At 60.7% G+C, this 24,807-nt stretch carries 17 protein-coding genes; 12 read left to right on the plus strand and 5 right to left on the minus strand.

The annotated features are described in order from the left end of the window. Positions 1-98 precede the first annotated feature (98 nt). Together xdhC and guaD are read left to right on the plus strand one after the other, a co-directional pair. Entirely contained in the window at positions 99-944 is an 846-nt protein-coding gene (xdhC, locus tag SB725_RS17030; RefSeq protein ID WP_027921747.1) for a xanthine dehydrogenase accessory protein XdhC, read from the plus strand. Between the two features lie 25 nt (positions 945-969). After that, complete coding sequence (guaD, locus tag SB725_RS17035; protein WP_027921748.1) at positions 970-2,274, plus strand: guanine deaminase; 1,305 nt, start codon at positions 970-972, stop codon at positions 2,272-2,274. A 107-nt stretch (positions 2,275-2,381) separates the two neighbouring features. On the opposite strand, the gene SB725_RS17040 is transcribed toward guaD, so the two are convergent. Then, the gene (locus tag SB725_RS17040; protein ID WP_010456474.1) at positions 2,382-3,146 is read right to left on the minus strand and encodes a GntR family transcriptional regulator; all 765 of its coding nucleotides are present in this window, start codon (positions 3,144-3,146) and stop codon (positions 2,382-2,384) included. A 354-nt stretch (positions 3,147-3,500) separates the two neighbouring features. Here SB725_RS17040 and SB725_RS17045 point away from each other — a divergent pair, with 354 nt between their 5' ends. Further along, positions 3,501-4,691: a benzoate/H(+) symporter BenE family transporter gene (locus SB725_RS17045; RefSeq protein WP_027921749.1), complete on the plus strand. Its 1,191-nt coding sequence runs from the start codon at positions 3,501-3,503 to the stop codon at positions 4,689-4,691. A gap of 107 nt (positions 4,692-4,798) precedes the next feature. Here the strand turns inward: SB725_RS17045 and SB725_RS17050 are convergent, their stop codons facing one another. Continuing rightward, positions 4,799-5,143, minus strand: coding sequence for a YggL family protein (locus tag SB725_RS17050; protein WP_007896965.1), 345 nt, complete (start codon positions 5,141-5,143; stop codon positions 4,799-4,801). A gap of 234 nt (positions 5,144-5,377) precedes the next feature. Between SB725_RS17050 and dacB the strand changes: the two genes are divergently transcribed. After that, positions 5,378-6,838 (plus strand): D-alanyl-D-alanine carboxypeptidase/D-alanyl-D-alanine-endopeptidase, encoded by a 1,461-nt coding sequence (gene dacB, locus SB725_RS17055; protein WP_059181320.1) that lies wholly within the window; start codon positions 5,378-5,380, stop codon positions 6,836-6,838. Between the two features lie 135 nt (positions 6,839-6,973). Here dacB and SB725_RS17060 read toward each other — a convergent pair whose 3' ends face one another. Then, entirely contained in the window at positions 6,974-9,373 is a 2,400-nt protein-coding gene (locus SB725_RS17060; protein ID WP_410922306.1) for a diguanylate cyclase, read from the minus strand. 142 nt (positions 9,374-9,515) lie between these two features. Then, positions 9,516-11,786 (minus strand): bifunctional 23S rRNA (guanine(2069)-N(7))-methyltransferase RlmK/23S rRNA (guanine(2445)-N(2))-methyltransferase RlmL, encoded by a 2,271-nt coding sequence (gene rlmKL / locus SB725_RS17065; RefSeq protein ID WP_027922568.1) that lies wholly within the window; start codon positions 11,784-11,786, stop codon positions 9,516-9,518. 531 nt (positions 11,787-12,317) lie between these two features. Between rlmKL and rmf the strand changes: the two genes are divergently transcribed. Continuing rightward, positions 12,318-12,533 carry a ribosome modulation factor gene (gene rmf, locus SB725_RS17070; protein ID WP_003223300.1) on the plus strand — a complete coding sequence of 72 codons (216 nt, stop codon included), beginning with the start codon at positions 12,318-12,320 and terminating at the stop codon, positions 12,531-12,533. Positions 12,534-12,721: 188 nt separating this feature from the next. Here rmf and SB725_RS17075 read toward each other — a convergent pair whose 3' ends face one another. Continuing rightward, on the minus strand, positions 12,722-13,741 hold the full coding sequence (locus SB725_RS17075) for a quinone-dependent dihydroorotate dehydrogenase (RefSeq protein WP_059181321.1): 1,020 nt from the start codon (positions 13,739-13,741) through the stop codon (positions 12,722-12,724). Positions 13,742-13,969: 228 nt separating this feature from the next. Here SB725_RS17075 and SB725_RS17080 point away from each other — a divergent pair, with 228 nt between their 5' ends. The 7 genes from SB725_RS17080 to SB725_RS17110 all read left to right on the plus strand — a co-directional run bounded on the left by SB725_RS17080 (position 13,970) and on the right by SB725_RS17110 (position 24,805). Next, the gene (locus SB725_RS17080; protein WP_410922308.1) at positions 13,970-15,181 is read left to right on the plus strand and encodes a CmpA/NrtA family ABC transporter substrate-binding protein; all 1,212 of its coding nucleotides are present in this window, start codon (positions 13,970-13,972) and stop codon (positions 15,179-15,181) included. 15 nt (positions 15,182-15,196) lie between these two features. Then, positions 15,197-15,772 (plus strand): ANTAR domain-containing response regulator, encoded by a 576-nt coding sequence (locus SB725_RS17085; protein ID WP_027922565.1) that lies wholly within the window; start codon positions 15,197-15,199, stop codon positions 15,770-15,772. Positions 15,773-16,081: 309 nt separating this feature from the next. After that, positions 16,082-17,293 (plus strand): nitrate/nitrite transporter, encoded by a 1,212-nt coding sequence (locus SB725_RS17090; RefSeq protein WP_027922564.1) that lies wholly within the window; start codon positions 16,082-16,084, stop codon positions 17,291-17,293. A gap of 7 nt (positions 17,294-17,300) precedes the next feature. Further along, positions 17,301-18,971 carry a bifunctional protein-serine/threonine kinase/phosphatase gene (locus SB725_RS17095; protein WP_027922563.1) on the plus strand — a complete coding sequence of 557 codons (1,671 nt, stop codon included), beginning with the start codon at positions 17,301-17,303 and terminating at the stop codon, positions 18,969-18,971. Between the two features lie 349 nt (positions 18,972-19,320). Continuing rightward, positions 19,321-21,774, plus strand: coding sequence for a nitrite reductase large subunit NirB (gene nirB, locus SB725_RS17100; protein ID WP_410922310.1), 2,454 nt, complete (start codon positions 19,321-19,323; stop codon positions 21,772-21,774). Next, positions 21,771-22,088, plus strand: a complete 318-nt coding sequence (nirD, locus tag SB725_RS17105; protein WP_027922561.1) for a nitrite reductase small subunit NirD — start codon at positions 21,771-21,773, stop codon at positions 22,086-22,088. Before nirB ends, nirD begins: the two co-directional genes overlap by 4 nt. Beyond that, the gene (locus tag SB725_RS17110) at positions 22,088-24,805 is read left to right on the plus strand and encodes a molybdopterin-dependent oxidoreductase (protein ID WP_410922312.1); all 2,718 of its coding nucleotides are present in this window, start codon (positions 22,088-22,090) and stop codon (positions 24,803-24,805) included. Before nirD ends, SB725_RS17110 begins: the two co-directional genes overlap by 1 nt. The last annotated feature ends 2 nt before the right edge of the window (positions 24,806-24,807 follow it).

Consider the following 24,807-nt stretch of genomic DNA (forward strand, 5'->3'; position numbering starts at 1 on the left):
CGCAGGCAAACCAGCTCCCACAGGTACGATGCAATCCTTGTGGGAGCGGGCTTGCCCGCGAAGAGGCCGGTACAAACAACAACGATGTCGAGGTGACTATGTACAACTGGATCGACGCCCTCGCCGACCTGCAATCCCGGGGTGAGCCCTGCGTGTTGGTGACCATCATCGAAGAGCTTGGCTCGACGCCGCGCAATGCCGGTTCGAAGATGGTCATCAGCGCCACCCAGGCCTTCGACACCATCGGTGGCGGGCATCTGGAATACAAGGCCATGCAGATCGCCCGCGACCTGCTTGCCAGCGGCAAACAGGACACCCACCTGGAGCGCTTCAGCCTCGGCGCCAGCCTCGGCCAGTGCTGCGGAGGCGCGACCGTGTTGCTGTTCGAACCGATGGGCCAGGTCCAGGCGCAGATCGCCGTGTTTGGTGCCGGTCATGTCGGCCGCGCCTTGGTGCCGCTGCTCGCCAGCCTGCCCTGCCGGGTACGCTGGATCGATTCGCGGGACGACGAATTCCCGGAACAGATCCCTCACGGCGTGCGCAAGATTGTCAGCGAAGAACCGGTGGACGAAATCGACGAGCTGCCCGCCGGCAGTTACTGCATCGTCATGACCCACAATCACCAGCTCGACCTCGAACTCACCGCCGCGATCCTCAAGCGCAACGACTTCGCCTACTTCGGCCTGATCGGCTCGAAGACCAAACGGGTGAAGTTCGAACACCGCCTTCGCGACCGCGGATTCGACAACAGCGTCGTGCAACGCATGCGCTGCCCGATGGGCATCGGCGAAGTCAAAGGCAAGTTGCCTGTGGAAATCGCCATCTCCATCGCCGGCGAAATCATCGCCACCTATAACGCGAATTTCGGCCAGCAGACCGCCAGCGCCGGATCATCGATTGCCAAACTGCTGCCCGCTTCACGCCGCAGCCAAGCCTCTCATTGATAAGCCTTAGAAACCGAGAACCCTCATGCCTTTGACTCGCAAAGCTTACCGCGCCGCCATCCTGCACAGCCTTGCCGACCCCGCCGAAGTCGGTATTGAAGCCTCGTACGAGTATTTCGAAGACGGCTTGCTGGTGGTCGACAACGGCCAGATCAGCGCGCTCGGTCACGCCAGCGACTTGCTGCCGACCCTGCCGGCCGACATCGAAATCACTCATTATCAGGACGCGCTGATTACCCCCGGCTTCATCGACACCCACATTCACTTGCCGCAAACCGGCATGGTCGGCGCCTACGGCGAGCAACTGCTCGATTGGCTGAACACCTATACCTTCCCGTGTGAAAGCCAGTTCGCCGACAAGAAACACGCCGACGAAGTCGCCGATATTTTCATCAAGGAACTGCTGCGCAACGGCACCACCACTGCGCTGGTGTTCGGCAGCGTGCATCCGCAATCGGTGAACTCGTTCTTCGAGGCTGCCGAACAGCTCGACCTGCGGATGATCGCCGGCAAGGTGATGATGGACCGCAACGCGCCGGACTACCTGACCGACACCGCCGAATCCAGCTACGTCGAAAGCAAGGCGCTGATCGAGCGCTGGCACGGCAAGGGTCGCTTGCACTACGCAGTCACCCCGCGTTTCGCCCCGACCAGCACCCCGGAACAACTGACCCTCGCCGGCCAGTTGCTCAGCGAATTCCCTGACCTGTACATGCAGACGCACATCAGCGAAAACCTGAAGGAAGTCGAATGGGTCAAAGAGCTGTTCCCGGAGCGTAAAGGCTACCTGGACGTCTACGATCACTATCAATTGCTCGGCGAGCGTTCGGTGTTTGCCCACGGCGTGCACCTGTGCGACGACGAGTGCGCGCGACTGGCGGAAACCGGTTCGGCCATCGCGTTCTGCCCGACGTCGAACTTCTTCCTCGGCAGCGGCCTGTTCAACCTGCCGATGGCCGAGAAGCACAAACTGAATGTCGGTGTGGGCACGGACGTTGGCGGCGGCACCAGCTTCTCGATCCTGCAAACCTTGAACGAAGCGTACAAAGTCATGCAGCTGCAAGGTGCGCGTCTGAGCCCATTCAAATCGCTGTACCTGGCGACACTCGGCGGTGCTCGCGCGTTGCGTCTGGAAGACAAGATCGGCACCTTGAAACCGGGCACCGATGCCGACTTCCTCGTGCTGGATTACAACGCCACGCCGTTGCTGAGCTATCGCTTGAAGCAGGCGAACAACATTGCCGAGACGTTGTTTGTGTTGATGACGCTGGGGGATGACCGGGCTGTTCTGCAGACGTATGCGGCGGGGAATCAGGTGCATCAGCGCTAAATCTTCCGGGCATAAAAAATCCCCCGCAATCGATGGTTGCGGGGGATTTTTATTGCTCTTGAGACCGTCATCGCGGGCTTGCCCGCGATGGTTCGACTCGGTCTACCTTAGAGTTTGACCGCTGGCCGCCCAGGCTTCTTGGTCTGCAACAAATGCGAGAACACCGCATGCAAATCATCCGACGCACTTTCTTCGTCGAGGTTGAGTTTGCTGTCGATGTGATCCATGTGATGCATCATCAAATTCACCGCCAGCTCACCGTTGCGCGCTTCGATGGCGTCGATCAGCTGGGTGTGTTCGTCGTAGGAACAGTGCGAACGGTTGCCACTTTCATACTGGGCAATAATCAACGACGTCTGCGACACCAGGCTGCGCTGGAAGCTGATCAGCGGCGCATTCTTCGCCGCTTCGGCAAGTTTCAGGTGAAATTCGCCCGACAGACGGATGCCGGCACCGCGATCACCGCGGGAGAAGCTGTCGCGCTCGTCGTTGACCATCTGGCGCAATTCGGCGATCTGCTCGGCGGTCGCGTGTTGGACAGCCAGTTCAGTGATCGCTCGTTCCACCAGACGGCGCGCGAGGAACACCTGACGGGCCTCTTCGACGCTTGGGCTGGCGACGACCGCGCCACGGTTCGGACGCAGCAGCACGACGCCTTCATGGGCCAGGCGCGAGAGCGCACGGCGGATGATGGTGCGACTGACCCCGAAAATTTCCCCCAGCGCTTCTTCGCTCAACTTGGTGCCGGGCGCCAGACGCTGTTCGAGGATGGCCTCGAAGATATGCGCGTAGACAATATCGTCCTGGGTCCCGCTGCGGCCGGCTTTACCTGCTCGCGGTTGTTTTTTGAGGGGCTGCAACTGTTCGTTCATGGGCACTCGAGTCGGGAGAACTGCGGCGAATTGACGGTGACTGTAATACGGCACAGTGGGTCGCTGGCAAGTATCGCGTAAAAAACACCGCGATTGTACACAATGGAGGGTGGCAACACGACTGTACGGCTGTTTGTCGCTTCCGCTGTATTGCAACGATCCCTTACGTTTGAGTTTAGGCTTGAACCTGAAATCTGCCGCTCGAACACAATCCCTGTGGGAGCCGAGCTTGCTCGCAATGGCGTCCGGGCAGTCAACACACGTGTCGATTGATCCACCGCCATCGCGAGGAAGCTCGGCTCCCACAGGGTTCACCGGCGTTTCGGACATCTTTATAAAAGGAACAGCGCTGTCATGAACGACGCCACGCATACGCAGCTCCGACCACTGGCCGACACCTCGCCGTCGGCCATCGTCGCCGGCTTCATCGCGATGATGACCGGTTACACCAGCTCCCTGGTGCTGATGTTCCAGGCCGGCCAAGCGGCGGGCCTGACCAGTGGGCAGATCTCCTCGTGGATCTGGGCGATCTCGATTGGCATGGCGGTATGTTCGATCGGCCTGTCGTTGCGTTATCGCACGCCCATCACCATTGCCTGGTCGACCCCCGGTGCGGCCTTGCTGATCACCAGCCTCGGCGGTGTCAGTTATGGCGAAGCCATCGGCGCCTATATCACCTGCGCAGTGCTGGTGACGATCTGCGGCCTGACCGGCAGCTTCGAACGGCTGGTGAAGAAGATTCCAGCCTCCCTGGCCGCTGCGTTGCTGGCAGGGATTCTGTTCAAGATCGGCAGCGAAATTTTCGTCGCCGCCCAGCATCGCACCGGGCTGGTGCTGGGCATGTTCTTCACCTATCTGGTGATCAAGCGCCTGTCGCCGCGTTACGCCGTGCTGGCCGCGTTGTTGATCGGCACTGCATTGTCCGGGTTCATGGGGTTGCTGGATTTCAGTGGTTTCCACCTGGAAGTGGCGACGCCGGTCTGGACCACGCCGCACTTCTCGCTGGCTGCGACCATCAGCATCGGCATTCCGCTGTTCGTGGTGGCCATGACCTCGCAGAACATGCCGGGCATTGCCGTCCTGCGCGCCGACGGTTACACCGTGCCGGCCTCGCCATTGATCACCACCACCGGTATCGCCTCATTGCTGCTGGCACCGTTCGGCTCCCACGGCATCAACCTGGCGGCCATCAGCGCAGCCATCTGCACCGGGCCGCATGCCCATGAAGATCGCAACAAGCGCTACACGGCGGCGGTCTGGTGCGGGATTTTCTACGGGATTGCCGGGGTGTTCGGCGCGACATTGGCAGCGTTGTTTGCCGCGCTGCCGAAAGAACTGGTGCTGTCGATTGCGGCGCTGGCGCTGTTTGGCTCGATCATCAATGGCTTGAGCATTGCTATGACTGAGGTGAAGGAACGGGAGGCGGCGCTGATCACCTTTATGGTCACGGCGTCGGGGCTGACGTTGTTTTCCATTGGGTCGGCGTTCTGGGGGATTGTCGCGGGGGTGTTGACGCTGGTGATTCTGAATTGGCGCAAGGGCTGAGGGACCCGACATCGACTTCGCAGGCCAAGCCATGCACCTGCAAAAAGCAGGCATAAAAAAACGGCGACCCTTGGGTCGCCGCTTTTTTTAGACAAAAAGCTATGACATCAAGCTACCGGATTGATCGGCTTTTCCGGGTACCAGACGTCGATCAGCGGGCTGACGGTTGCTTCGGTCAGTTCGCTGCGGCCTTTGAGCCAGGCTTCAACAGCTGCGCGCTGCTCTTCGGACACCGAGCCACGCTTCTGCAGGCAAACCAGACCGAAGTCGTCGCCGCCAACATAACCCAGACCGTTGGCTTCCATGGCTTCTTTCAGGAACGCGTCGAGGAAAGCATCAATGGCTTCATCAGCCAAATCTTCTTTGAAATCCAGGTTCAGTTCGAAACCCAGCTCTTGAAATTCATCGACGCACAGTTTTTTGCGCAGACGCTGGGAACGGTTAGTCGCCATTGGAACAATCCTCATAAGTAATAACGGGCGGCACTTTAGCAGTTTAAGCCGCTAATTGCCCGACTCTCTGGGGGGCATCGCTGACCGCCGGTAAAAAAATAGCAGATTAGAAGGCCATGGCACGGCACACACTTTCAAGCCTTGGGGCATAATGCCGACACTTTCATGACCACTGAGGGATTTTATCGCCATGCCCTCGTCTTTTTCCCCCTCGGCTGTAGGGTTTTATTACACATGATCAAGTCTTTGCGTCCATTGTTGCTGGCCAGTTTCATTCTTCCGCTGGCCCTCTCCGTCTCCGCCGCCCCGATCAACACTGCGCTCACGCCTAACGTCGAAAAAGCCCTCAAGGCCAGCAAGTTGCAGGACAACGCCCTGTCACTGGTGATGATCCCGCTCACCGGGCCGGGCACGCCGACCGTTTACAACGCGGACGTTTCGGTCAACCCGGCCTCGACCATGAAGTTGGTCACCACCTATGCCGCGCTGGAAATGCTCGGCCCGAACCACCAGTGGAAAACCGAGTTCTACACCGACGGCACCCTCAGCGGCGGCATTCTCAATGGCAACCTCTACCTCAAGGGTGGCGGCGATCCGAAGCTGAACATGGAGAAGCTCTGGCTGCTGATGCGTGACCTGCGCGCCAACGGCGTGACGCAAATCACCGGCGACCTGGTGCTGGACCGCGGTTTCTTCGTACAACCGCAGTTGCCCGAATTCAATGACGACGGCAATGACGAGAACAAGCCGTTCCTGGTCAAACCCGACTCGCTGATGGTCAACCTCAAGGCCCTGCGTTTTGTCGCGCGTAACGACGGCGGTCGGGTATTGGTGTCGGTGGAACCGCCGATTGCCAGCATTCGCATCGAAAACCAGGTCAAGGCCGTCAATTCCAAGCAGTGCACTGGCGGTGTGCGCTACAACCCGGTGACCCAGCCGGATGGCAGCATGACCGTAACGGTCGGCGGCCAGTTGGGCGATGGCTGCAGCTCGCAGACCTATCTGTCGCTGCTTGACCACGCGACCTACACCGCCGGCGCCGTGCGCGCCATCTGGAAGGAGCTCGGTGGCAGCATTCAGGGCAAGGACGTGCTGGCGGCCACTCCGGGCAATGCAAAACTTCTGGCCCGGGCTTACTCGCCGGATCTGGCGGAAATCATCCGCGACATCAACAAATACAGTAACAACACCATGGCGCAGCAGCTGTTTCTGAGCCTGGGCCAGAAATTCCGTACCGATGCCGATGGTGACGATGCCAAGGCTGCCCAGCGCGTAGTACGTCAGTGGCTGGCGAAGAAAGGCATTACCGCACCGCACCTGGTGATGGAGAACGGTTCCGGCCTGTCCCGCGCAGAACGCGTCAGCGCCCGTGAAATGGGAGCGATGCTGCAAGCCGCGTGGCATAGCCCGTATGCTGCCGAGTTCATCAGTTCGATGCCGATTGCCGGCACCGACGGCACCATGCGCAAACGCCTGAAGACCACCGCGATGCGCGGCGAAGCTCACGTCAAGACCGGCACCCTGAACACCGTACGCGCCATCTCCGGCTTCAGCCGCGACGTCAATGGCAACACGTGGGCAGTCGTGGCGATCCTCAATGACAAGGCACCGTTTGGCGCGTCGTCGGTACTGGATCAAGTGCTGCTGGACCTCTATCGCCAACCGAAACTGCCAGACACGGCGTCGGTGCTCTAACCCGATCCTCCAGACACTGGAGATCACCTGTGGAGCGAGCCTGCTCGCGACAGCGGTCTAACATTCAACTCAGAGGTTGACTGATAAACCGCTATCGCGAGCAGGCTCACTCCTACAAGGGTTGTGTGTCAGGCCTTAGGTTTTCTGGGCCTCGACCCGATCACGTCCCGCCTGCTTCGCCGCATACACCCCCGAATCCGCTCGCAGCAACAGCGCATCCGCGCCCTCCCCGACGCGCCAACTGGCGATCCCGAAACTCGCGGTAACGAACCCCACGCAGTCAATCGGTGAACTGCGCAGCCCTTGCCACAACTGCATGGCCAGCACGTGCGCCTGCTCGCGGTCGGTGTCCGGGCAGAGCACCATGAATTCTTCTCCCCCAAGGCGACAGAACACGTCCGTGCGCCGCAGCCGATGACCAATGCGCTCACACACGGCTTGCAACACCCGATCCCCCACGGCGTGGCCATGCTGGTCATTGATGCGTTTGAAGTGGTCGATGTCGAGCATGATCACCGACAACTCGCCCACGCCACGCTGGACCCTCGCCATTTCGGTGGTCAGGCGCTCCTGGAAATAACGGCGGTTGTGAATCCCGGTCAGCGAATCGGTAATCGACAGCGCCCGCAGCTCCTCTTCCACTCGTTTCAGGTCAGAGATGTCGGAAATGTAGCCATGCCAGAGCACCCCGCCACCGGGCAGCTCTTCGGGCGTTGCCTCACCGCGAACCCAACGCAGGCCGCGCATGGGCAGTTGCACGCGGTATTCCTCGCGCCACGGACTGAGGGTGTCCGCCGAGGCGCGGATCGAGGCACGGACCCGGGTCGTGTCCTGTGGGTGAATGCGCGTGAAGATCGCTTCGGCATTGAGCAGCAGCACGTCCGGTTCCAGCTCGTAGATCTCGCGAATACCGTCGCTGGCATAGATCACACTGAAGCGGCCGTCGAATTCCATCTTGAATTGGTAGATGCCACCAGGCACATGGGCGCTGAGTTTCTTCAACAACAGGTCCCGTGCCGCGAGCGCCTCATGCACACGCTTGCGCTCGGTAATGTCGATGCAGATCGCCAGGTGACCGACCCACAACCCCTGCTCGTCGAGCACCGGGGTGGCGAGCATGTTCACCGCCAAATGGCTGCCATCGCTGCGTACCAGCGTCCACTCCCGCGCCTCGCTACCGCCCTCTTCGTCCCCTTCGACCAACATCGCCTGACAGGTCGGAATCGGTTTGCCATACCGCGCACTCAACTCCGCGGCCCGCGCTACCAGTTCCCGGGGGAAGTGCAGGTTTTCCAGGGTCATATGCCCCACGACGTCCACGCTGGCGTAACCCAGCATCTGCTCGGCGCCGGCGTTGAACGTGCTGATGACCCCGCGCAGGTCTGTGGCGATGATCGCCACCTGAGTCGCCGCATTCAGCACGCCGCGCAACTGGCCGTGGGTGCCACGCAACTCTTGCTCACGGGCCCGCAGTTCCTGGGTGCGTTGCTCCACCATTTTCAGTGCGCGCTGACGCTGACTGACCAGCACATACAGCAACGCACTGAGCAGCAGGCTGAGCAAACCGCCCAGCACCATCAGGGGCATCACCGAGGAATGATTGGCTTTTACAAAGGCTTCGCTCGGCGTGATGTCAACCTGATAATCGTGATCGGCCAATCGCAACAGCCGGCTCGCGGACAAATCACTGGCCGCCGGTGAGTTGAAAGACTCGTAGAGCACTTCGTGCTGCTCGTCGATCGACAAGTCGAGAATGCGCACCGAAAGATAGTCGTAGTTGGCGTCCGGCAATCCATCGGCCAACAGCTGGCGCATGCTGATCACCGCCATCACATAACCGGAGGGTTTTACCCCCGCTGCGCTGGATGAGTTACGCGGCATCACCGGGGCCACCAACAGCACGCCGCGCGCATAGGCCGGCTCGATGCTGACCAGATGCATGGGCTGCGACACCGCCATGGTGCCCAGTTTGTCCGCCCGCTCAAGGGTGGCGCGGCGCATCGGCTGGGCCAGCAAGTCGTACCCCAGCGGCGAGCCCAGTCGACTTTGCGTCTGGCTGTACAGCACCGCCACGTATTCATCGCGCTCGGCGGCCAATTGCAGTTGACCGTTGCCGTCGAGCTCACGAAGGGTGAAATTGCTGAAGCCCTCGTCCCGCACCTTTTGTTCGAATGCCGCGCGCTCGGCACGAGTCACTCGGGCCGCGAAGGAATAGGCCTGGGTTCGGTGCAACAGGGGTTGGGTGTAACCGTCGAACTCCTCGCGGGAGACCGAGTCGGAATTGACGAAGAACCGGCGCAGACCGTCGAGGCGCTGCTCCTGGTCTTCGAAACGTTCTTCAATGCGGCTGTAACGCTCACTGGCCAGCAGTTGAAAGCGTTGTTTGAGTTGATGGTGAAACACATTGACCGTCGACCAGGCCAGTAACCCGGTGAGCACGCCGCCCATGAGCAATACCAGCAACGCGACCAGCCAGGCCGACACATCTTCGCTGATAAAACCCAGGATCTTGGGGCGTACGGCCTGAAACGACATAAAGGCAACTCACAATGCCAGGTGCCGGAAAAGCCCATTGGCCATGAGTGAGTTATAGCCATTAGCCACTAATTTGGCCAGCACTGAAATGACCCAAGAGCCTTTAAAAATCAAGGCTCTGTGGATCCAATCAGCTCAAGTGTCAACGCGCAGTGATTTTCCAGGCACGGTGGATCTTACCGTTACGGGCGAAATCCGGATCGATGGTCTGGGCGGTGATTTCTTCAACGGCGTAACGCTCGGCGAGGTTTTCCTCAAGGGTGAACTTGCGGAAGTTGTTGGAGAAGTACAACACCCCACCGGGTGCCAGACGCGCCATGGCCAGGTCGATCAACTGCACCTGATCGCGTTGCACGTCGAAGATCCCTTCCATGCGTTTGGAGTTGGAGAACGTCGGCGGATCGATGAAGATCAGGTCGTACTCGTCACGGCAGGCCTCGAGCCAGGCCATCACGTCGCCCTGCTCCAGGCGGTTTTTGTCAGAGAAACCGTTCAGCGACAGATTACGACGCGCCCAGTCGAGGTAGGTTTTCGACAGGTCAACGCTGGTGGTGGTGCGTGCGCCGCCCTTGGCCGCGTGAACACTGGCCGTTGCGGTGTAGCAGTACAGGTTGAGGAAGCGCTTGCCGGCCGCCTCTTTCTGAATGCGCATGCGCATTGGGCGGTGGTCGAGGAACAGCCCGGTGTCGAGGTAGTCGGTGAGATTGACCAGCAGCTTCACGCCACCTTCATTGACTTCGACGAACTTGCCCTGCGCAGCCTGACGCTCGTACTGCTTGGTGCCGCTCTGGCGTTCGCGACGCTTGACCACCACACGGCTCTTGTCGATGTTCAAGGCCTGCGGAATCGCGGCCAGGGCATCGAACATGCGGGCCGAGGCTTTTTCCGGATCGATGGATTTCGGCGCGGCGTATTCCTGGACGTGGACCCAATCCTGATACAGGTCGATGGCCATGGAGTATTCCGGCATGTCGGCGTCATACACGCGATAGCAGTCGATGCCTTCACGCTTGACCCACTTGCCCAACGCCTTGAGGTTTTTCTGCAGGCGATTGGCAAACATCTGCCCGCCCTCGCTCAAGCGCGGTTGCTCGATCACCACCGGGGCCGGTTTGATCGGATTGCCGTTCTTGTTGTACTTCTCGTACTTGCCCGGTGCCACGTCGTTGTCGGCGACTTCGACTTCAGCCTGCTCGCGCTCGACCTGACGCTGTTCCGGGGTGCGACGTTCGCCGGTGACGAACTGGTCGGGCGTGACCTTGATCAGCAGCAGCTTGCACGGCAACGCGCCGTTCCAGAACGAATACTGTTTGTGGCTGCGAATGCCCATGCGCTTGCCCAGGTCCGGGGCGCCGGTGAACACCGCGGCTTCCCAGTTCAGGCAGGCCTGACGCAGACGTTCGCCGAGGTTCTGGTAGAGGTAGAGCAAGCTCGCCTCATCGCCCAGACGCTCGCCGTACGGCGGGTTGCAGATGACCAGGCCTTTCTGGTTCTGGTCCGGACGCGGCTCGAACGTACCGACTTCGCCCTGGTAGATCTTGATCCACTCGCTCAGGCCGGCACGCTCGACGTTGTTGCGGCCCGGTTGAATCAGGCGCGGGTCGGCTTCGTAACCGCGAATCCACAGCGGTGGCTTGGCCAGGCCGGCCGCACAGCGCTCGGTGGCTTCTTCGTGAAGTTTTTTCCACAGCGCCGGGACGTGACCGAGCCAGGCGGTGAAGCCCCATTGCTCGCGACGCAGGTTCGGCGCCATGTCGGCGGCGATCATCGCTGCTTCAACGAGGAACGTACCGACACCGCACATCGGGTCAGCCAGCGCGCCGCCTTCGGCCGCAATGCGTGGCCAGCCGGAACGGATCAGGATCGCGGCCGCGAGGTTTTCCTTCAGCGGCGCCGCGCCTTGCTGCAAGCGATAACCACGCTGGTGCAGGCTGTGACCGGACAGGTCGAGGGACAGAATCGCTTCGCCACGGTCCAGGCGTAGGTGAATACGCAGGTCCGGGTTGAGCTTGTCGATCGACGGACGGTCGCCTTGCGGGGTGCGTAGTTTGTCGACGATGGCGTCTTTGACTTTCAGGGCACCAAAGTGAGTGTTGTCGATGCCCGAGCCATGACCGCTGAACTCGACGGCCAGGGTGCCGTCGTTGAGCATGTGGTCTTGCCACTCGATGTCCAGCACGCCGTGGTACAGGTCTTCAGCGTCTTTCATCGGGAAACGCTTGAGCACCAGCAACACCCGGTTCGCCAGACGTGACCACAGGCACAGGCGATAAGCGGTTTCCATGGTCGCCATGCCGCGCACGGCAGAGGTGTGCTCACGTGCTTCTTCAAGGCCAAGCCCGACGGCTTCCTCGATCAGCAGGCCTTCAAGGCCTTTGGGGCAAGTGAGGAAGATTTCGAATTGATCGGACATTGGAATTTCAGAGCCTTTAGCTAAGTGAACCGACAACGCATTGCCGATCCGGTTTTCAATCAGGCGCTTTTCTAAAAGAGCGCCCGCGTGGCACGAAGGTGTGCCGTCCCACCTGTGCTGCTCAGGTTAGAAGAGCTTAGATGCACAGGCAGATAAAAAAGTTGATGCAACAAAATCTCATAAGTCGACCCTTCGTCGAATAGTGCTTCTGCGCAACAGAAGTCATTCTCACTAAAGGATTAACCCCGTCATCCTGCGGGGGGCCGATCATACAGGGCTTTGGCCAATAAACACGGGCAAACATCGTGTTACTTATGGCCATAGCATCTTTATGGTTACGTCCTTATGACAAAACGATCATTCCCTCGATGTGACGCATTGGTTAGAACTCAACACAGGTTGACGCCGCAACGACGTCGACACCTTGGCTCGCGACGCCGGCAGCGGGCCCCAACGGCAGAAGTTTTTTTCTGCCAGACCTCGATTGAGGTCTACGCGATAAATACAGTCAACAAGTGAGGGCAACACCCTATGAGAAGACTTAAGCGTGATCCGTTGGAAAGAGCATTTTTGCGCGGATATCAATATGGCGTTGGTGGCAAATCCCGTGAGCTTTGCCCATTTACTCTACCGTCAGTACGCCAAGCCTGGATTAACGGCTGGCGCGAGGGACGCGGCGACAACTGGGACGGTATGACCGGCACTGCGGGAATCCACAGACTCAACGAACTTCACGCCGTCGGCTAATTTACAGGGCCTAACACTCCGACACGACAATCTGATGACTGAATGAATTAACCACGCACGTCCCATCCGGACGGCGGGCTCCGGCCCAGGGGCTCCTTCGAGGAGCCCTTTTTTATGCCTGTCTTTCGCCGAAACACAATTCCCGTGTAGCAGCTGTCGAGCCTGCGAGGCTCGACAGCTGCTACACGTCAGCGCTGGGCGGCTATGGCGTCTACCGACTCACGAATCAGCGCTGGACCTTTGTAGATAAAGCCGGAGTAGATCTGCACCAGGCTCGCACCCGCAGCGATTTTCTCTGCGGCGTGTTTGCCTTCGGTGATCCCGCCCACGGCGATGATCGGCAAGCGACCGGCCAGCTCCGAGGCCAGCACCTTCACGGTGTGGGTGCTCTTGTCACGAACCGGTGCGCCGGACAGACCGCCCGCCTCGTCACCGTGCTCCATGCCTTCTACACCGACGCGGCTCAGGGTGGTGTTGGTGGCGATCACCGCGTCCATCCCGGTTTCAATCAGCGCTTGTGCGACCTGCGCGGTTTCTTCGTCGGTCATGTCCGGTGCGATCTTGATCGCCAGCGGGACATGTTTACCGTGACGCAACGCCAACTCGGCGCGGCGCGTGGCCAGGTCAGCGAGCAACTGCTTGAGCGAATCGCCGAACTGCAGGCTGCGCAGGCCCGGGGTGTTCGGCGAGCTGACGTTGACCGTCACATAGCTGGCGTGGGCGTAGACCTTGTCCAGGCAGATCAGGTAATCATCGACCGCGCGCTCGACCGGGGTGTCGAAGTTTTTGCCGATGTTGATGCCCAGCACGCCCTTGTATTTGGCGGCGGCTACACGCGCCAGCAGGTGATCGACGCCAAGGTTGTTGAACCCCATGCGGTTGATGATCGCCTCGGCTTCCGGCAGGCGGAAAATCCGTGGTTTCGGGTTGCCCGGTTGCGGACGCGGGGTGATGGTGCCGATTTCGACAAAACCAAAACCCAACTGGGCGAAACCGTCGATGGCCGCGCCGTTTTTGTCCAGACCCGCCGCCAAGCCCACCGGGTTCGGGAAGTCCAGGCCCATGACCGACACCGGCATTTTCGCCGGGGCCTTGCACAGCAAGCCGTTGAGGCCCAAACGTCCGCCCGCGCCGATCAGGTCCAGAGACAGATCGTGGGAGGTTTCCGGGGAAAGTTTGAACAACAGCTGACGGGCCAGGGTGTACATGGGCGGGTTTGACTCTGGGCTACGAAAAGTGGCGGCAATTATAGCCGCGCATCGGGGCCGCAGGCGAGGCGCGCGACAAAATCAGCGAGCGATGGCATATGCCTTGCACCACCACCGGTATCAGCACTCATGCCAACGGCGGAATGGGTCGAAAGACAACGGCGTCGTCACTGGCCCTTGCTCTGGCAAGGCGCCTGGTACGGCGTTTTTTATGCAAGGTGCTTATCGATGATTGAAGTTCCAGCCAACCCTCTGGCGTGGGTCAATGGCAGCGATGCCCCGGAAAAGACCGACATCAACCTCGGTTTCATGGCCCTGAGCGACTGCGCCTCGGTGGTGGTCGCCGCCACTCAGGGGTTCGCCCAGCCTTACGGCCTGACCCTGAACCTCAAGCGCCAGTCGTCCTGGGCCAACCTGCGGGACAAACTGGTCAGCGGCGAACTCGACGCCGCCCACAGCCTGTATGGTCTTATTTATGCCGTCCATCTGGGCATCGGCGGCGTGGCCTCGACCGACATGGCCGTGCTGATGGGCCTGAACCAGAATGGCCAGAGCATCAATCTCTCCCACGGTTTGCAGGCGCTGAGCGTGACCAGTCCTGATGCACTCGAGCGCCACGTGCACCAATCTCGCCCGAAACTCACCTTCGCCCAGACCTTTCCGACCGGCACCCACGCCATGTGGCTGTATTACTGGCTGGCGAGTCAGGGCATCCACCCGCTGCAAGATGTCGACAGCGTGGTGGTACCGCCCCCGCAAATGGTCGCGCACCTGCAAGCCGGGCGTATCGATGGCTTTTGCGTGGGTGAACCGTGGTCCGCCAGCGCAGTGCAACAGAATCTCGGCTTTACCCTGGCGACGACCCAGACCATCTGGCCCGATCACCCGGAAAAAGTCCTCGGCTGCACCCGTGCGTTTGTCGAGCAGTATCCCAACACCGCGCGGGCCTTGCTGATGGCGATCCTGGAAGCCAGCCGGTTCATTGAACAAAGCACGGAAAACCGCCGCAGCACCGCGCAACTGTTGAGCGCGCCCGACTACCTCGACGCCCCCCTCGACTGCATCGAACCGCGCCTGTTGGGCGACTACGCCGACGGCCTGGGCCATCGCTGGCAGGACCCGCACGCGTTGCGCTTCCATGCGGGCGGCGAGGTCAACGTGCCGTACCTGTCCGACGGCATGTGGTTCATGACCCAGTTCCGGCGCTGGGGCTTGTTGCGCGACGATCCGGATTACCTCGGCGTGGCCCGTCAGGTCCAGCAACTGGATCTGTACCGCGAAGCCGCCAGTGCCGTCGGTGTCGATATCCGGGGGCAGGACATGCGCAGCAGCCAGTTGATCGACGGCAAAGTCTGGGACGGTTCCGACCCGGCCGGTTATGCCCGCAGCTTCAAGTTACACGCCCTGAGCGACAGCTCGCACCGATTCGCCCAGCGCTGACAGGAGACTGCGAACATGCTGCGTATCCTGCTGATCAACGACACTGCGAAGAAAGTCGGTCGACTGAAAGCCGCCCTGACCGAAGCCGGGTTCGAGGTAATCGACGAATCGGGCCTGACCATCGACCTGCCCGAACGCGTCGAAACGGTGCGTCCGGACGTGATCCTGATCGATACCGAGTCACCGAGCCGCGATGTGCTGGAACAAGTGGTGCTGGTGACCCGTGACCAGCCACGACCGATTGTCATGTTTACCGATGAACACGACCCCGGCGTGATGCGTCAGGCGATCAAGTCCGGGGTCAGTGCCTACATCGTCGAAGGCATTCACGCACAGCGCCTGCAGCCGATTCTCGACGTGGCCATGGCGCGGTTTGAAAGTGACCAGGCCCTGCGCGCCCAGCTGTATGCCCGCGACCAGCAACTGGCCGAGCGCAAGCGCATCGAACTGGCCAAGGGGCTGTTGATGAAGATGAAAAGTTGCAACGAGGAAGAGGCCTACACCCTGATGCGCCGACAGGCGATGAGCCGGCAACAGAAGTTGATCCAGGTTGCCGAGCAGATCATTGCCATGAGTGAGTTGCTCGGGTAACCGATCGTTCCCACGCTCCTCGTTACAGCTTGAAGCGGACGTGGAGCGTCCATGGCGGCATTACCACGCTCCGCGTGGGAACGATCTCCTGAAACTGGCACAAATCTGGCTAAGTAATCACCACAGGTAACCAACGGCGGTTGCCCCACCTACGACAAAGACGTCGCTCACCTCATTTGCCCTTGGCGAATCCGGTAGCGGCGTTTTTTCGTTTTGGCCCCACAGCCCGGGGCCGGTGGTGCGGCCCACAGGCGCCCCACCTGCTAGCTCATGACTCCTTCTCGAGACTCTTCACAGCTGAGGTGCGCGATGAATTCAAGCTTCTGGAAATCCGGCCATACGCCGACACTGTTTGCGGCCTTCCTCTATTTCGACCTGAGCTTCATGGTCTGGTACCTGCTCGGCCCGTTGGCCGTGCAGATCGCCGCCGACCTGCACCTGACCACCCAACAACGCGGGCTGGTGGTAGCCACGCCGATCCTGGCCGGGGCCGTGCTGCGCTTTATCATGGGCATGCTGGCGGATCGTCTATCGCCCAAAACCGCCGGACTGATAGGCCAGGTGATTGTCATCTGCGCGCTGTTCGGCGCCTGGAAACTCGGGATTCACAGCTATGAGCAAGCGCTGGTGCTGGGCCTGTTCCTCGGCATGGCCGGGGCGTCCTTCGCCGTCGCCCTGCCGCTGGCCTCGCAGTGGTATCCGCCACAGCATCAAGGCAAAGCCATGGGCATCGCCGGTGCCGGTAACTCGGGCACCGTGCTTGCCGCACTGATTGCTCCGGTATTGGCCGCTGCGTTCGGCTGGAGCAACGTGTTCGGCTTCGCCCTGATCCCGCTGATCCTGACACTCATCGTTTTTGCCTGGCTGGCGAAAAACGCGCCGGAACGGCCGAAAGCCAAGTCGATGGCCGACTACTTCAAGGCCCTGGGCGATCGCGACAGCTGGTGGTTCATGTTTTTCTACAGCGTGACCTTCGGCGGCTTCATCGGCCTGGCCAGCGCCCTGCCCGGCTATTTCAACGACCAGTACGGCCTGAGCCCGGTGACGGCCGGTTACTACACGGCGGCCTGTGTGTTCGGTGGCAGCCTGATGCGCCCATTGGGTGGTGCCCTGGCAGATCGCTTCGGCGGGATACGCACGCTGCTGGCGATGTACACGGTGGCGGCGCTCTGCATTGCAGCGGTGGGTTTCAATCTTCCGAATTCCTACGCGGCGCTGGCGCTTTTCGTCTGCACCATGCTCGGTTTGGGTGCAGGCAACGGCGCGGTGTTCCAGTTGGTGCCGCAGCGTTTTCGTCGAGAGATCGGCGTGATGACCGGTTTGATCGGCATGGCCGGTGGTATCGGTGGCTTTGCGCTGGCGGCAGGCATGGGCGCGATCAAACAGAGCACTGGCAGTTATCAACTGGCCCTGTGGTTGTTCGCCAGCCTCGGCGTCCTGGCCTGGTTCGGTCTGCACGGGGTAAAACGTCGCTGGAGAACCACCTGGGGTTCGGCCGCTGTGACGGCGGCGCGGGTCTGAGGCCTCAATGAGCCTGCAACTGAGCTTTGCCGAAGCCAGCGCCATTGGCCCGCGCGAGGAAAACCAGGACGCCCTGCGCCTCGTGACGCCCGCCCCGGCGCTGGCGGCCAGCAAAGGCTACTTATTCGCCATTGCCGACGGCGTCAGCCAATGCGCCGACGGCGGTCTCGCCGCCCGCTCGACCTTGCAGGCGCTGGCGCTGGACTATTACGCCACCCCGGAAACCTGGGGTGTCGCTCAGGCACTGGACCGCCTGCTGCTGGCGCAAAATCGCTGGCTGCAGGCCAATGGTGGCGGGCAACCGCTGCTGACCACGGTCAGTGCATTGGTCATGCGCGGCAGGCGTTTTACCCTGGCCCATGTCGGCGATTGCCGGGTGTATCGCTGGCACGCGGATCAATTGCAGCGCGTCAGCGAGGACCATGTCTGGGACCAGCCGGGCATGCAGCATGTGCTGAAACGGGCACTGGGACTGGATCAGCATCTGGTGCTGGACTTTCTCGATGGCGAATTGCGCCTGAATGAGAGTTTCGTGCTGCTCAGCGACGGCATCTGGGCTGTGCTGGGTGACACCGCGATTGCCGCCATTCTGCGAGATCAGCCCGATCTGGAGAGCGCGGCACAGACCCTCGTCAACGCTGCGCACCTGGCCGGCAGCCAGGACAACGCAAGTGCCTTGCTGGTACGAGTCGATGCCCTGGGTGAAACGAGCATTGGTGATGCGCTGATTCACTTACAGCAATGGCCGTTGCCACCGGCGCTGAAACCCGGTCAATCCTTCGAAGGCTGGCACGTTGACGGGATACTCGGCCAGAGCCAGCAATCGCTGCTCTATCGGGTTCGCGACGGACAACAGCAACCCTGGCTATTGAAAACCTTGCCCGCCGCGCTGCACGACGATCACCTGGCCGGGCAAGCGTTGCTGTCGGAGGAATGGTTTCTCAAGCGCGTGGCTGGACGGCATTTTCCTGAAGTCCATGCCGCCAGTCAGCGTCAGCATTTGTACTACGTGATGCGCGAATATTCCGGAACGACGCTGGCAGCTCTGCACACCCGTGTCGGACCTCTGCCTTTGGCGCAATGGCAAGATCTGGCCGAGCGCCTGCTTCGCGCGGTTGGCCTCCTGCATCGACGGCAGATTCTGCACCGCGACATCAAGCCGGAAAACCTGCTGCTGGGTGACGACGGCGAATTACGTCTGCTGGATTTCGGCCTCGCGTATTGCCCAGGCTTGTCAGAGGATCAAACCTCTGCCCTGCCTGGAACGCCCAGTTACCTTGCGCCGGAAGCCTTTCGCGGGGACATCCCGACGCCGCAACAAGACCTGTACGCGGTGGGCGTGACCCTGTATTTCCTGCTGACCGGGCATTACCCCTACGGTGAAATCGAAGCGTTCCAGCGACCACGGTTTGGTGTACCGGTCAGCGCCAGTCGCTATCGTCCGGATTTGCCGGAATGGATTGCGCAATGCCTGGAACGTGCCGTTGTGGCGGATCCGGGTCAGCGGTTTGAAACGGCGGAAGAATGGTTGCTGCTGCTGGAACAGGGCGAGCGGCGCAGCTTGAGCGTGCGGCCCAGACCGTTGATGGAGCGTGAGCCGTTGAAAGTTTGGCGGACATTGGCGCTGATGTCATTGCTGCTGAATCTGGTGCTGCTGGTTCTTGTATTTCATCGCTGATTCAAATCCCCTGTAGCCGCTGGCGAAGTCTGCTGCTACAGAATCCGCGCCAAATGCGGGCATCGCGCATTGATTCGGTGCGAAAAAACCTATTTCACATTCCAAGTCTTCGACCAAACCCAGTAAATCCGGCCACCTGAAGCACTTGGCACAACCACTGCATTACCCTTTCCACCACACATAAAGCCCAGCCTTCAACGATGAAGACTGCGCTTCCCGAGAGAACGGGACCAGGACAAAGGCGTCCTCGCTAGGCAACTAGCGGGACGCCTTTTTTTGTTTGCGCAAAATTTGTCGAGCCAGACCTGAAGCCCTGATGAGGCGGGTCACCGCTCCCCCGGAGAACCTGATGAAAAAATTAAAACTGGTGATGATCGGCAACGGCATGGCCGGGGTTCGCACCCTGGAAGAACTGCTCAAGTTGAGCAACGAGCTGTACGACATCACGGTCTTCGGCGCCGAACCCCACACCAACTACAACCGCATCCTGTTGTCGCCGGTACTGGCCGGCGAACAAACGTTCGAAGAGATCGTGCTCAACGACCTCGACTGGTACCTGGATAACAACATCAAGCTGCTGCTCAACCGCAAAGTGGTGGAGATCGATCGGGTCAAACGCCGGGTCATCGCCGAAGACGGCACCGAGGCCGAATACGATCGCCTGTTGATCGCCACCGGCTCGACCCCGTTCATCCTGCCGATCCCGGGCAACACCTTGCAGGGCGTGATCGGTTACCGTGACATCGCCGACACCCAGGCCATGATCAACACCGCCAAGACCCACAAGCACGCCGTGGTCATCGGCGGCGGATTGCTCGGTCTGGAAGCCGCAAATGGCTTGATGCTGCGCGGCATGCACGTGACCGTGGTGCACCTCGGTGAATGGTTGTTGGAACGACAACTCGACAAGACCAGCGGCCAGTTGCTGCAAACCGCCCTTGAAGCGCGTGGCCTGCACTTTCGCCTCTGCGAACAAACCCAGGCCCTGCACGATGCCGGCAATGGCCGGGTCGGCTCGGTTGAATTCAAGAACGGCGACATCATTCCCGCCGACCTGGTGGTCATGGCCGCCGGCATCCGCCCCAACACCGAACTCGCGGAAAAATCCGGCATTCCCTGCAATCGCGGGATTCTGGTCAACGACACGATGCAAACCTACGACCCACGGGTCTACGCCATCGGCGAGTGCGCCAGCCATCGCGGCATCGCCTACGGCCTGGTTGCACCGCTGTTCGAGCAAGCCAAGGTTTGCGCCAATCACCTCGCCCAATTGGGCTTCGCCCGTTATCAAGGTTCGGTGACGTCGACCAAACTGAAAGTCACCGGCATTGACCTGTTCTCCGCCGGCGACTTCATGGGTGGCGAAGGCACCGAAACCATCACCCTCTCCGACCCGATCGGTGGCGTCTACAAAAAACTGGTGATCAAGGATGACGTGCTGGTCGGTGCCTGTCTGTACGGCGATACGGCAGATGGCGGTTGGTATTTCCGGCAGATTCGTGAGAATCACGCCATTGGCGAGATCCGCGATCACCTCATGTTTGGTGAAAACGCATTAGGCGACGTAGGACATCAGGGCCAGGACAAGGCCATGAGCATGGCCGACACCGCCGAAGTCTGCGGCTGCAACGGCGTGTGCAAAGGCACCATCGTCAAGGCGATTCAGGAACACGGGCTGTTCAGTGTCGACGAGGTGAAAAAACACACCAAGGCTGCCAGCTCTTGCGGTTCCTGCGCCGGCCTCGTCGAGCAGATCCTGATCAACACCGTGGGCGGCGCGGCAGACGTGAAGCCGAAAAGCGAAAAAGCCATCTGCGGTTGCAGCGACCTCAACCACGGGCAAATCCGCCAGGCCATTCGCGAACAACATCTGCTCACCATCGCCGGCACCCAGAGCTACCTGAACTGGCGCACCCCGAACGGCTGTGCCACCTGCCGCCCGGCGCTGAACTACTACCTGATTTCCACCTGGCCGGGCGAAGCCAAGGATGATCCGCAATCGCGCCTGATCAACGAACGCGCCCACGCCAACATCCAGAAAGACGGCACCTACTCGGTGGTTCCACGGATGTGGGGGGGCGTGACCAACCCTTCGGAATTGCGCCGCATCGCCGACGTCGCCGACAAATACAACGTGCCGATGGTCAAGGTCACCGGCGGTCAGCGCATCGACTTGCTGGGGATCAAGAAACAGGACCTGCCGGGCGTCTGGAAAGACCTCGACATGCCGTCCGGCCACGCCTACGGCAAATCCATCCGCACCGTGAAGACCTGCGTCGGCAGTGAGTTCTGCCGTTTCGGCACGCAAAATTCCACGCAGCTGGGCATCGAGCTGGAGCATGACCTGTTCAACATGTGGTCGCCGCACAAAGTCAAACTGGCCGTCTCCGGTTGCCCGCGCAACTGTTCGGAAGCAGGCATCAAGGACGTCGGCATCATCGGCGTGGATTCCGGCTGGGAGATGTACATCGGCGGCAACGGTGGGATCAAAACCGAAGTCGCCGAGTTTTTCGTCAAATTGAAAACCGCTGAAGAGGTGCGCGAATACAACGGCGCGTTCTTGCAGCTCTATCGCGAAGAAGCCTTCTACCTCGAACGCACCGTGCATTACCTGCAACGGGTCGGCATGGACCACATCAAGAAAGCCGTGCTGGAAGACCCGGAACGGCGCAAGGCGCTCAATGACCGGCTGCAATTCTCGCTGTCGTTCGAACAGGATCCGTGGAAAGAATGCCTGACGCAGCCATTGCTGAAAAAAGAATTCGACGTCATTCCCGTGAAGAACCTGGAGGTGCTGGCATGAACTGGCTGGATATCTGCGCACTGGAAGAAATCAACGCCCTGGGCTCGCGGATCATTGCCGGCCCCAAAGGTGACATCGCGATTTTTCGCACCAGCGATGATGAAGTGTTCGCCCTCGATGACCGTTGCCCACACAAGGGCGGACCGTTGTCCCAAGGTTTGATCTACGGCAAGCGAGTGGCCTGTCCGTTGCACAACTGGCAAATCGACCTGGAAAGCGGCGAAGCCCAGGCCCCGGACATCGGCTGCGCCCATCACCACCCGGCGCGGGTCGAAAATGGCCGAGTGATGCTGGCCCTGCGGGACGCAGGCTGATGGACCGCCAGATCACCGCGTCCACCTGCTGTTATTGCGGGGTCGGCTGCGGCGTGCTGATCGAACATGACGGCGAGCGCATCCTCGGCGTCAGCGGCGATCCGGCGCACCCGGCAAACTTCGGCAAATTGTGCAGCAAGGGATCAACCCTGCATCTGACCGGCGACTTGACGGCACGGGCGCTGTACCCGGAACTGCGCCTGGGCAAAGGCCTGGCGCGCAGCCGCACCGACTGGGACACCGCACTTGATCACGCCGCCAGCGTTTTCGCCAAAACCATTGCCGAACATGGCCCGGACAGCGTGGCGTTCTACATCTCCGGGCAGTTGCTGACGGAGGACTACTACGCCTTCAACAAACTGGCGCGGGCGCTGGTGGGCACCAATAACATCGACAGTAATTCGCGGCTGTGCATGTCGTCGTCGGTGGTCGGCTACAAGCGCAGCCTGGGCGCCGATGCACCACCGTGCAGCTATGAAGACCTGGAATTGAGCGACTGCGTGATGATCGTCGGCAGCAACATGGCCTACGCCCACCCGGTACTGTTTCGCCGCCTCGAAGAAGCCAAATCCCGCCGACCACAGATGAAAGTCATCGTCATCGACCCGCGTCGTACTGACACCTGCGATTTGGCTGACCTGCACCTGGCGATTCTTCCGGGGACCGATGTCGCCTTGTTCCATGGGATTTTGCACCTGCTGCTGTGGGAAGACTGGATCGACCGCGACTACATCAAGGCCCACACCGACGGCTTGCCCGAGCTGAAGACTCTGGTGCGCGACTACACCCCGCAGATGGTGTCGCAACTGTGCGGAATCAGCGTTGAGCAACTGCAGCAATGCGCCGAATGGGTCGGTACTTCACCGAGTTTCCTGTCGTTGTGGTGCATGGGGCTGAACCAGTCCACCGCCGGCAGTGCAAAGAACAGCGCACTGATCAATTTGCACCTGGCGACCGGACAAATCGGCCGTCCTGGTGCAGGACCTTTCTCTTTGACCGGTCAGCCGAACGCCATGGGCGGCCGGGAAACCGGCAGTCTGTCGAACCTGTTGCCGGGCCATCGCGATGCCGCCAATGCCGAGCACCGCGCTGACGTGGCGGCTTATTGGGGTGTCGATCAACTGCCGGAAAACCCGGGGCTGACGGCCATTGAGTTGTTTGAGCAGGTGGGCAGCGGAAAGATCAAAGCCTTGTGGATCGCCTGCACCAACCCCGCTCAGTCGCTTCCCGATCAGACGGCCGTGCGCGCGGCACTGCAAGCCTGCCCGTTCGTGGTGTTGCAGGAGGCCTTTCGCACCACTGAAACCGTGAGGTTTGCCGACCTGTTGTTGCCCGCCGCCAGTTGGGGCGAGAAGGACGGTACGGTAACCAACTCCGAGCGGCGCATTTCCCACGTCCGTCAGGCAATCGTCGCACCGGGTGAAGCACGTCCGGACTGGGCGATCACCGTGGATTTCGCACAGCGTCTGGAAAAACGTCTACGCCCGGAAGCCACCAGCCTGTTCGCCTTTGAAACCCCGGCGCAGGTGTTCGACGAATACAAACAACTGACCCGTGGTCGGGATCTGGATTTGTCCGGGATCAGCCACGCATTGATCGACAAGCTCGGCCCGCAACAATGGCCCTTTCCTGCGGGCGCCAGCGCAGGCACTGCACGTCTCTATCTCGACGGTGTTTTTCCGACTGTGAGCGGCCGCGCGCAGTTCGTGGCTGATCCATATCGCGCCGCCAAGGAACAGCGCGATGCACGTTTCCCGCTGACGCTGATCACCGGTCGCCTGCGCGATCAATGGCACGGCATGAGCCGCACCGGCACTTCGGCGCAGCTGTTTGGTCATGTCAGCGAAGCCGTGTTGGGCCTGCACCCGGATGAACTGCGCCGGCATCGCCTGCAATCCGGGGATTTGATCAGCCTGAAAAGCCGCCGCGGCGCGGTGATCGTGCCGGTCGCCAGTGACGACAGCGTGCGCCCGGGCCAAGCCTTTTTACCGATGCATTTTGGTGACCGTTTCTTCAAGGGGGGGGTGAACAGCCTCACCCTGCCCGCCTTCGACCCGTTGTCGAAACAACCTGAGCTCAAGCACAGTGGCGTGCGCCTCGAACCGGTGCAGTTGCCCTGGCACCTTTTCGCGCTGGTAGAGGGTGATGTCCAACAGCATTTTGAGACGCTACGACCCCTTTGCGAGGCGTTTTCCTACGTCAGTCTCAGCCTGGCAGGCCGTGAGCGCCCTGCACTGCTGATACGCGCTGCCAACGCCACCGCGCCAGACCCACAACTGCTGCGCGATATCGATCAAGGCCTGGGGCTCAACGACGGTCCGGTGCTGGCCTACGACGATCCACGGCGTTCCATCGGTAAACGCGTGCGGATCGAGAACGGACGGATCACCGCGATCCGCTTGGCGGGTGAAACCCTTGCCCGGCACTGGTTGCAAAACCTCTGGCTCGAAGGTCGCGCTGATGAACAACTGCGACGCTGGCTGCTCGCCCCACTGAGTGCACCGCCGGGCCAGGTCGACGCCGAAGCCATCGGCAACAAAACCCTGTGCAACTGCAAAAACGTCAGCCAAAACGCGGTCTGCGCCGGCATCCGCCGCGGCCTGGACTTGCAGGGTTTGAAACAGGAATTGGGTTGCGGCACGCAATGCGGCTCCTGCGTCCCGGAAATCAAGCGTTTGCTGGCCGCCACCGCGCAGCCGGTCGCCATCATCTCGTGAGG

This window comes from Pseudomonas sp. SIMBA_041, from assembly GCF_046535095.1.
Taxonomy (GTDB): Bacteria; Pseudomonadota; Gammaproteobacteria; order Pseudomonadales; family Pseudomonadaceae; genus Aquipseudomonas; species Aquipseudomonas mucoides.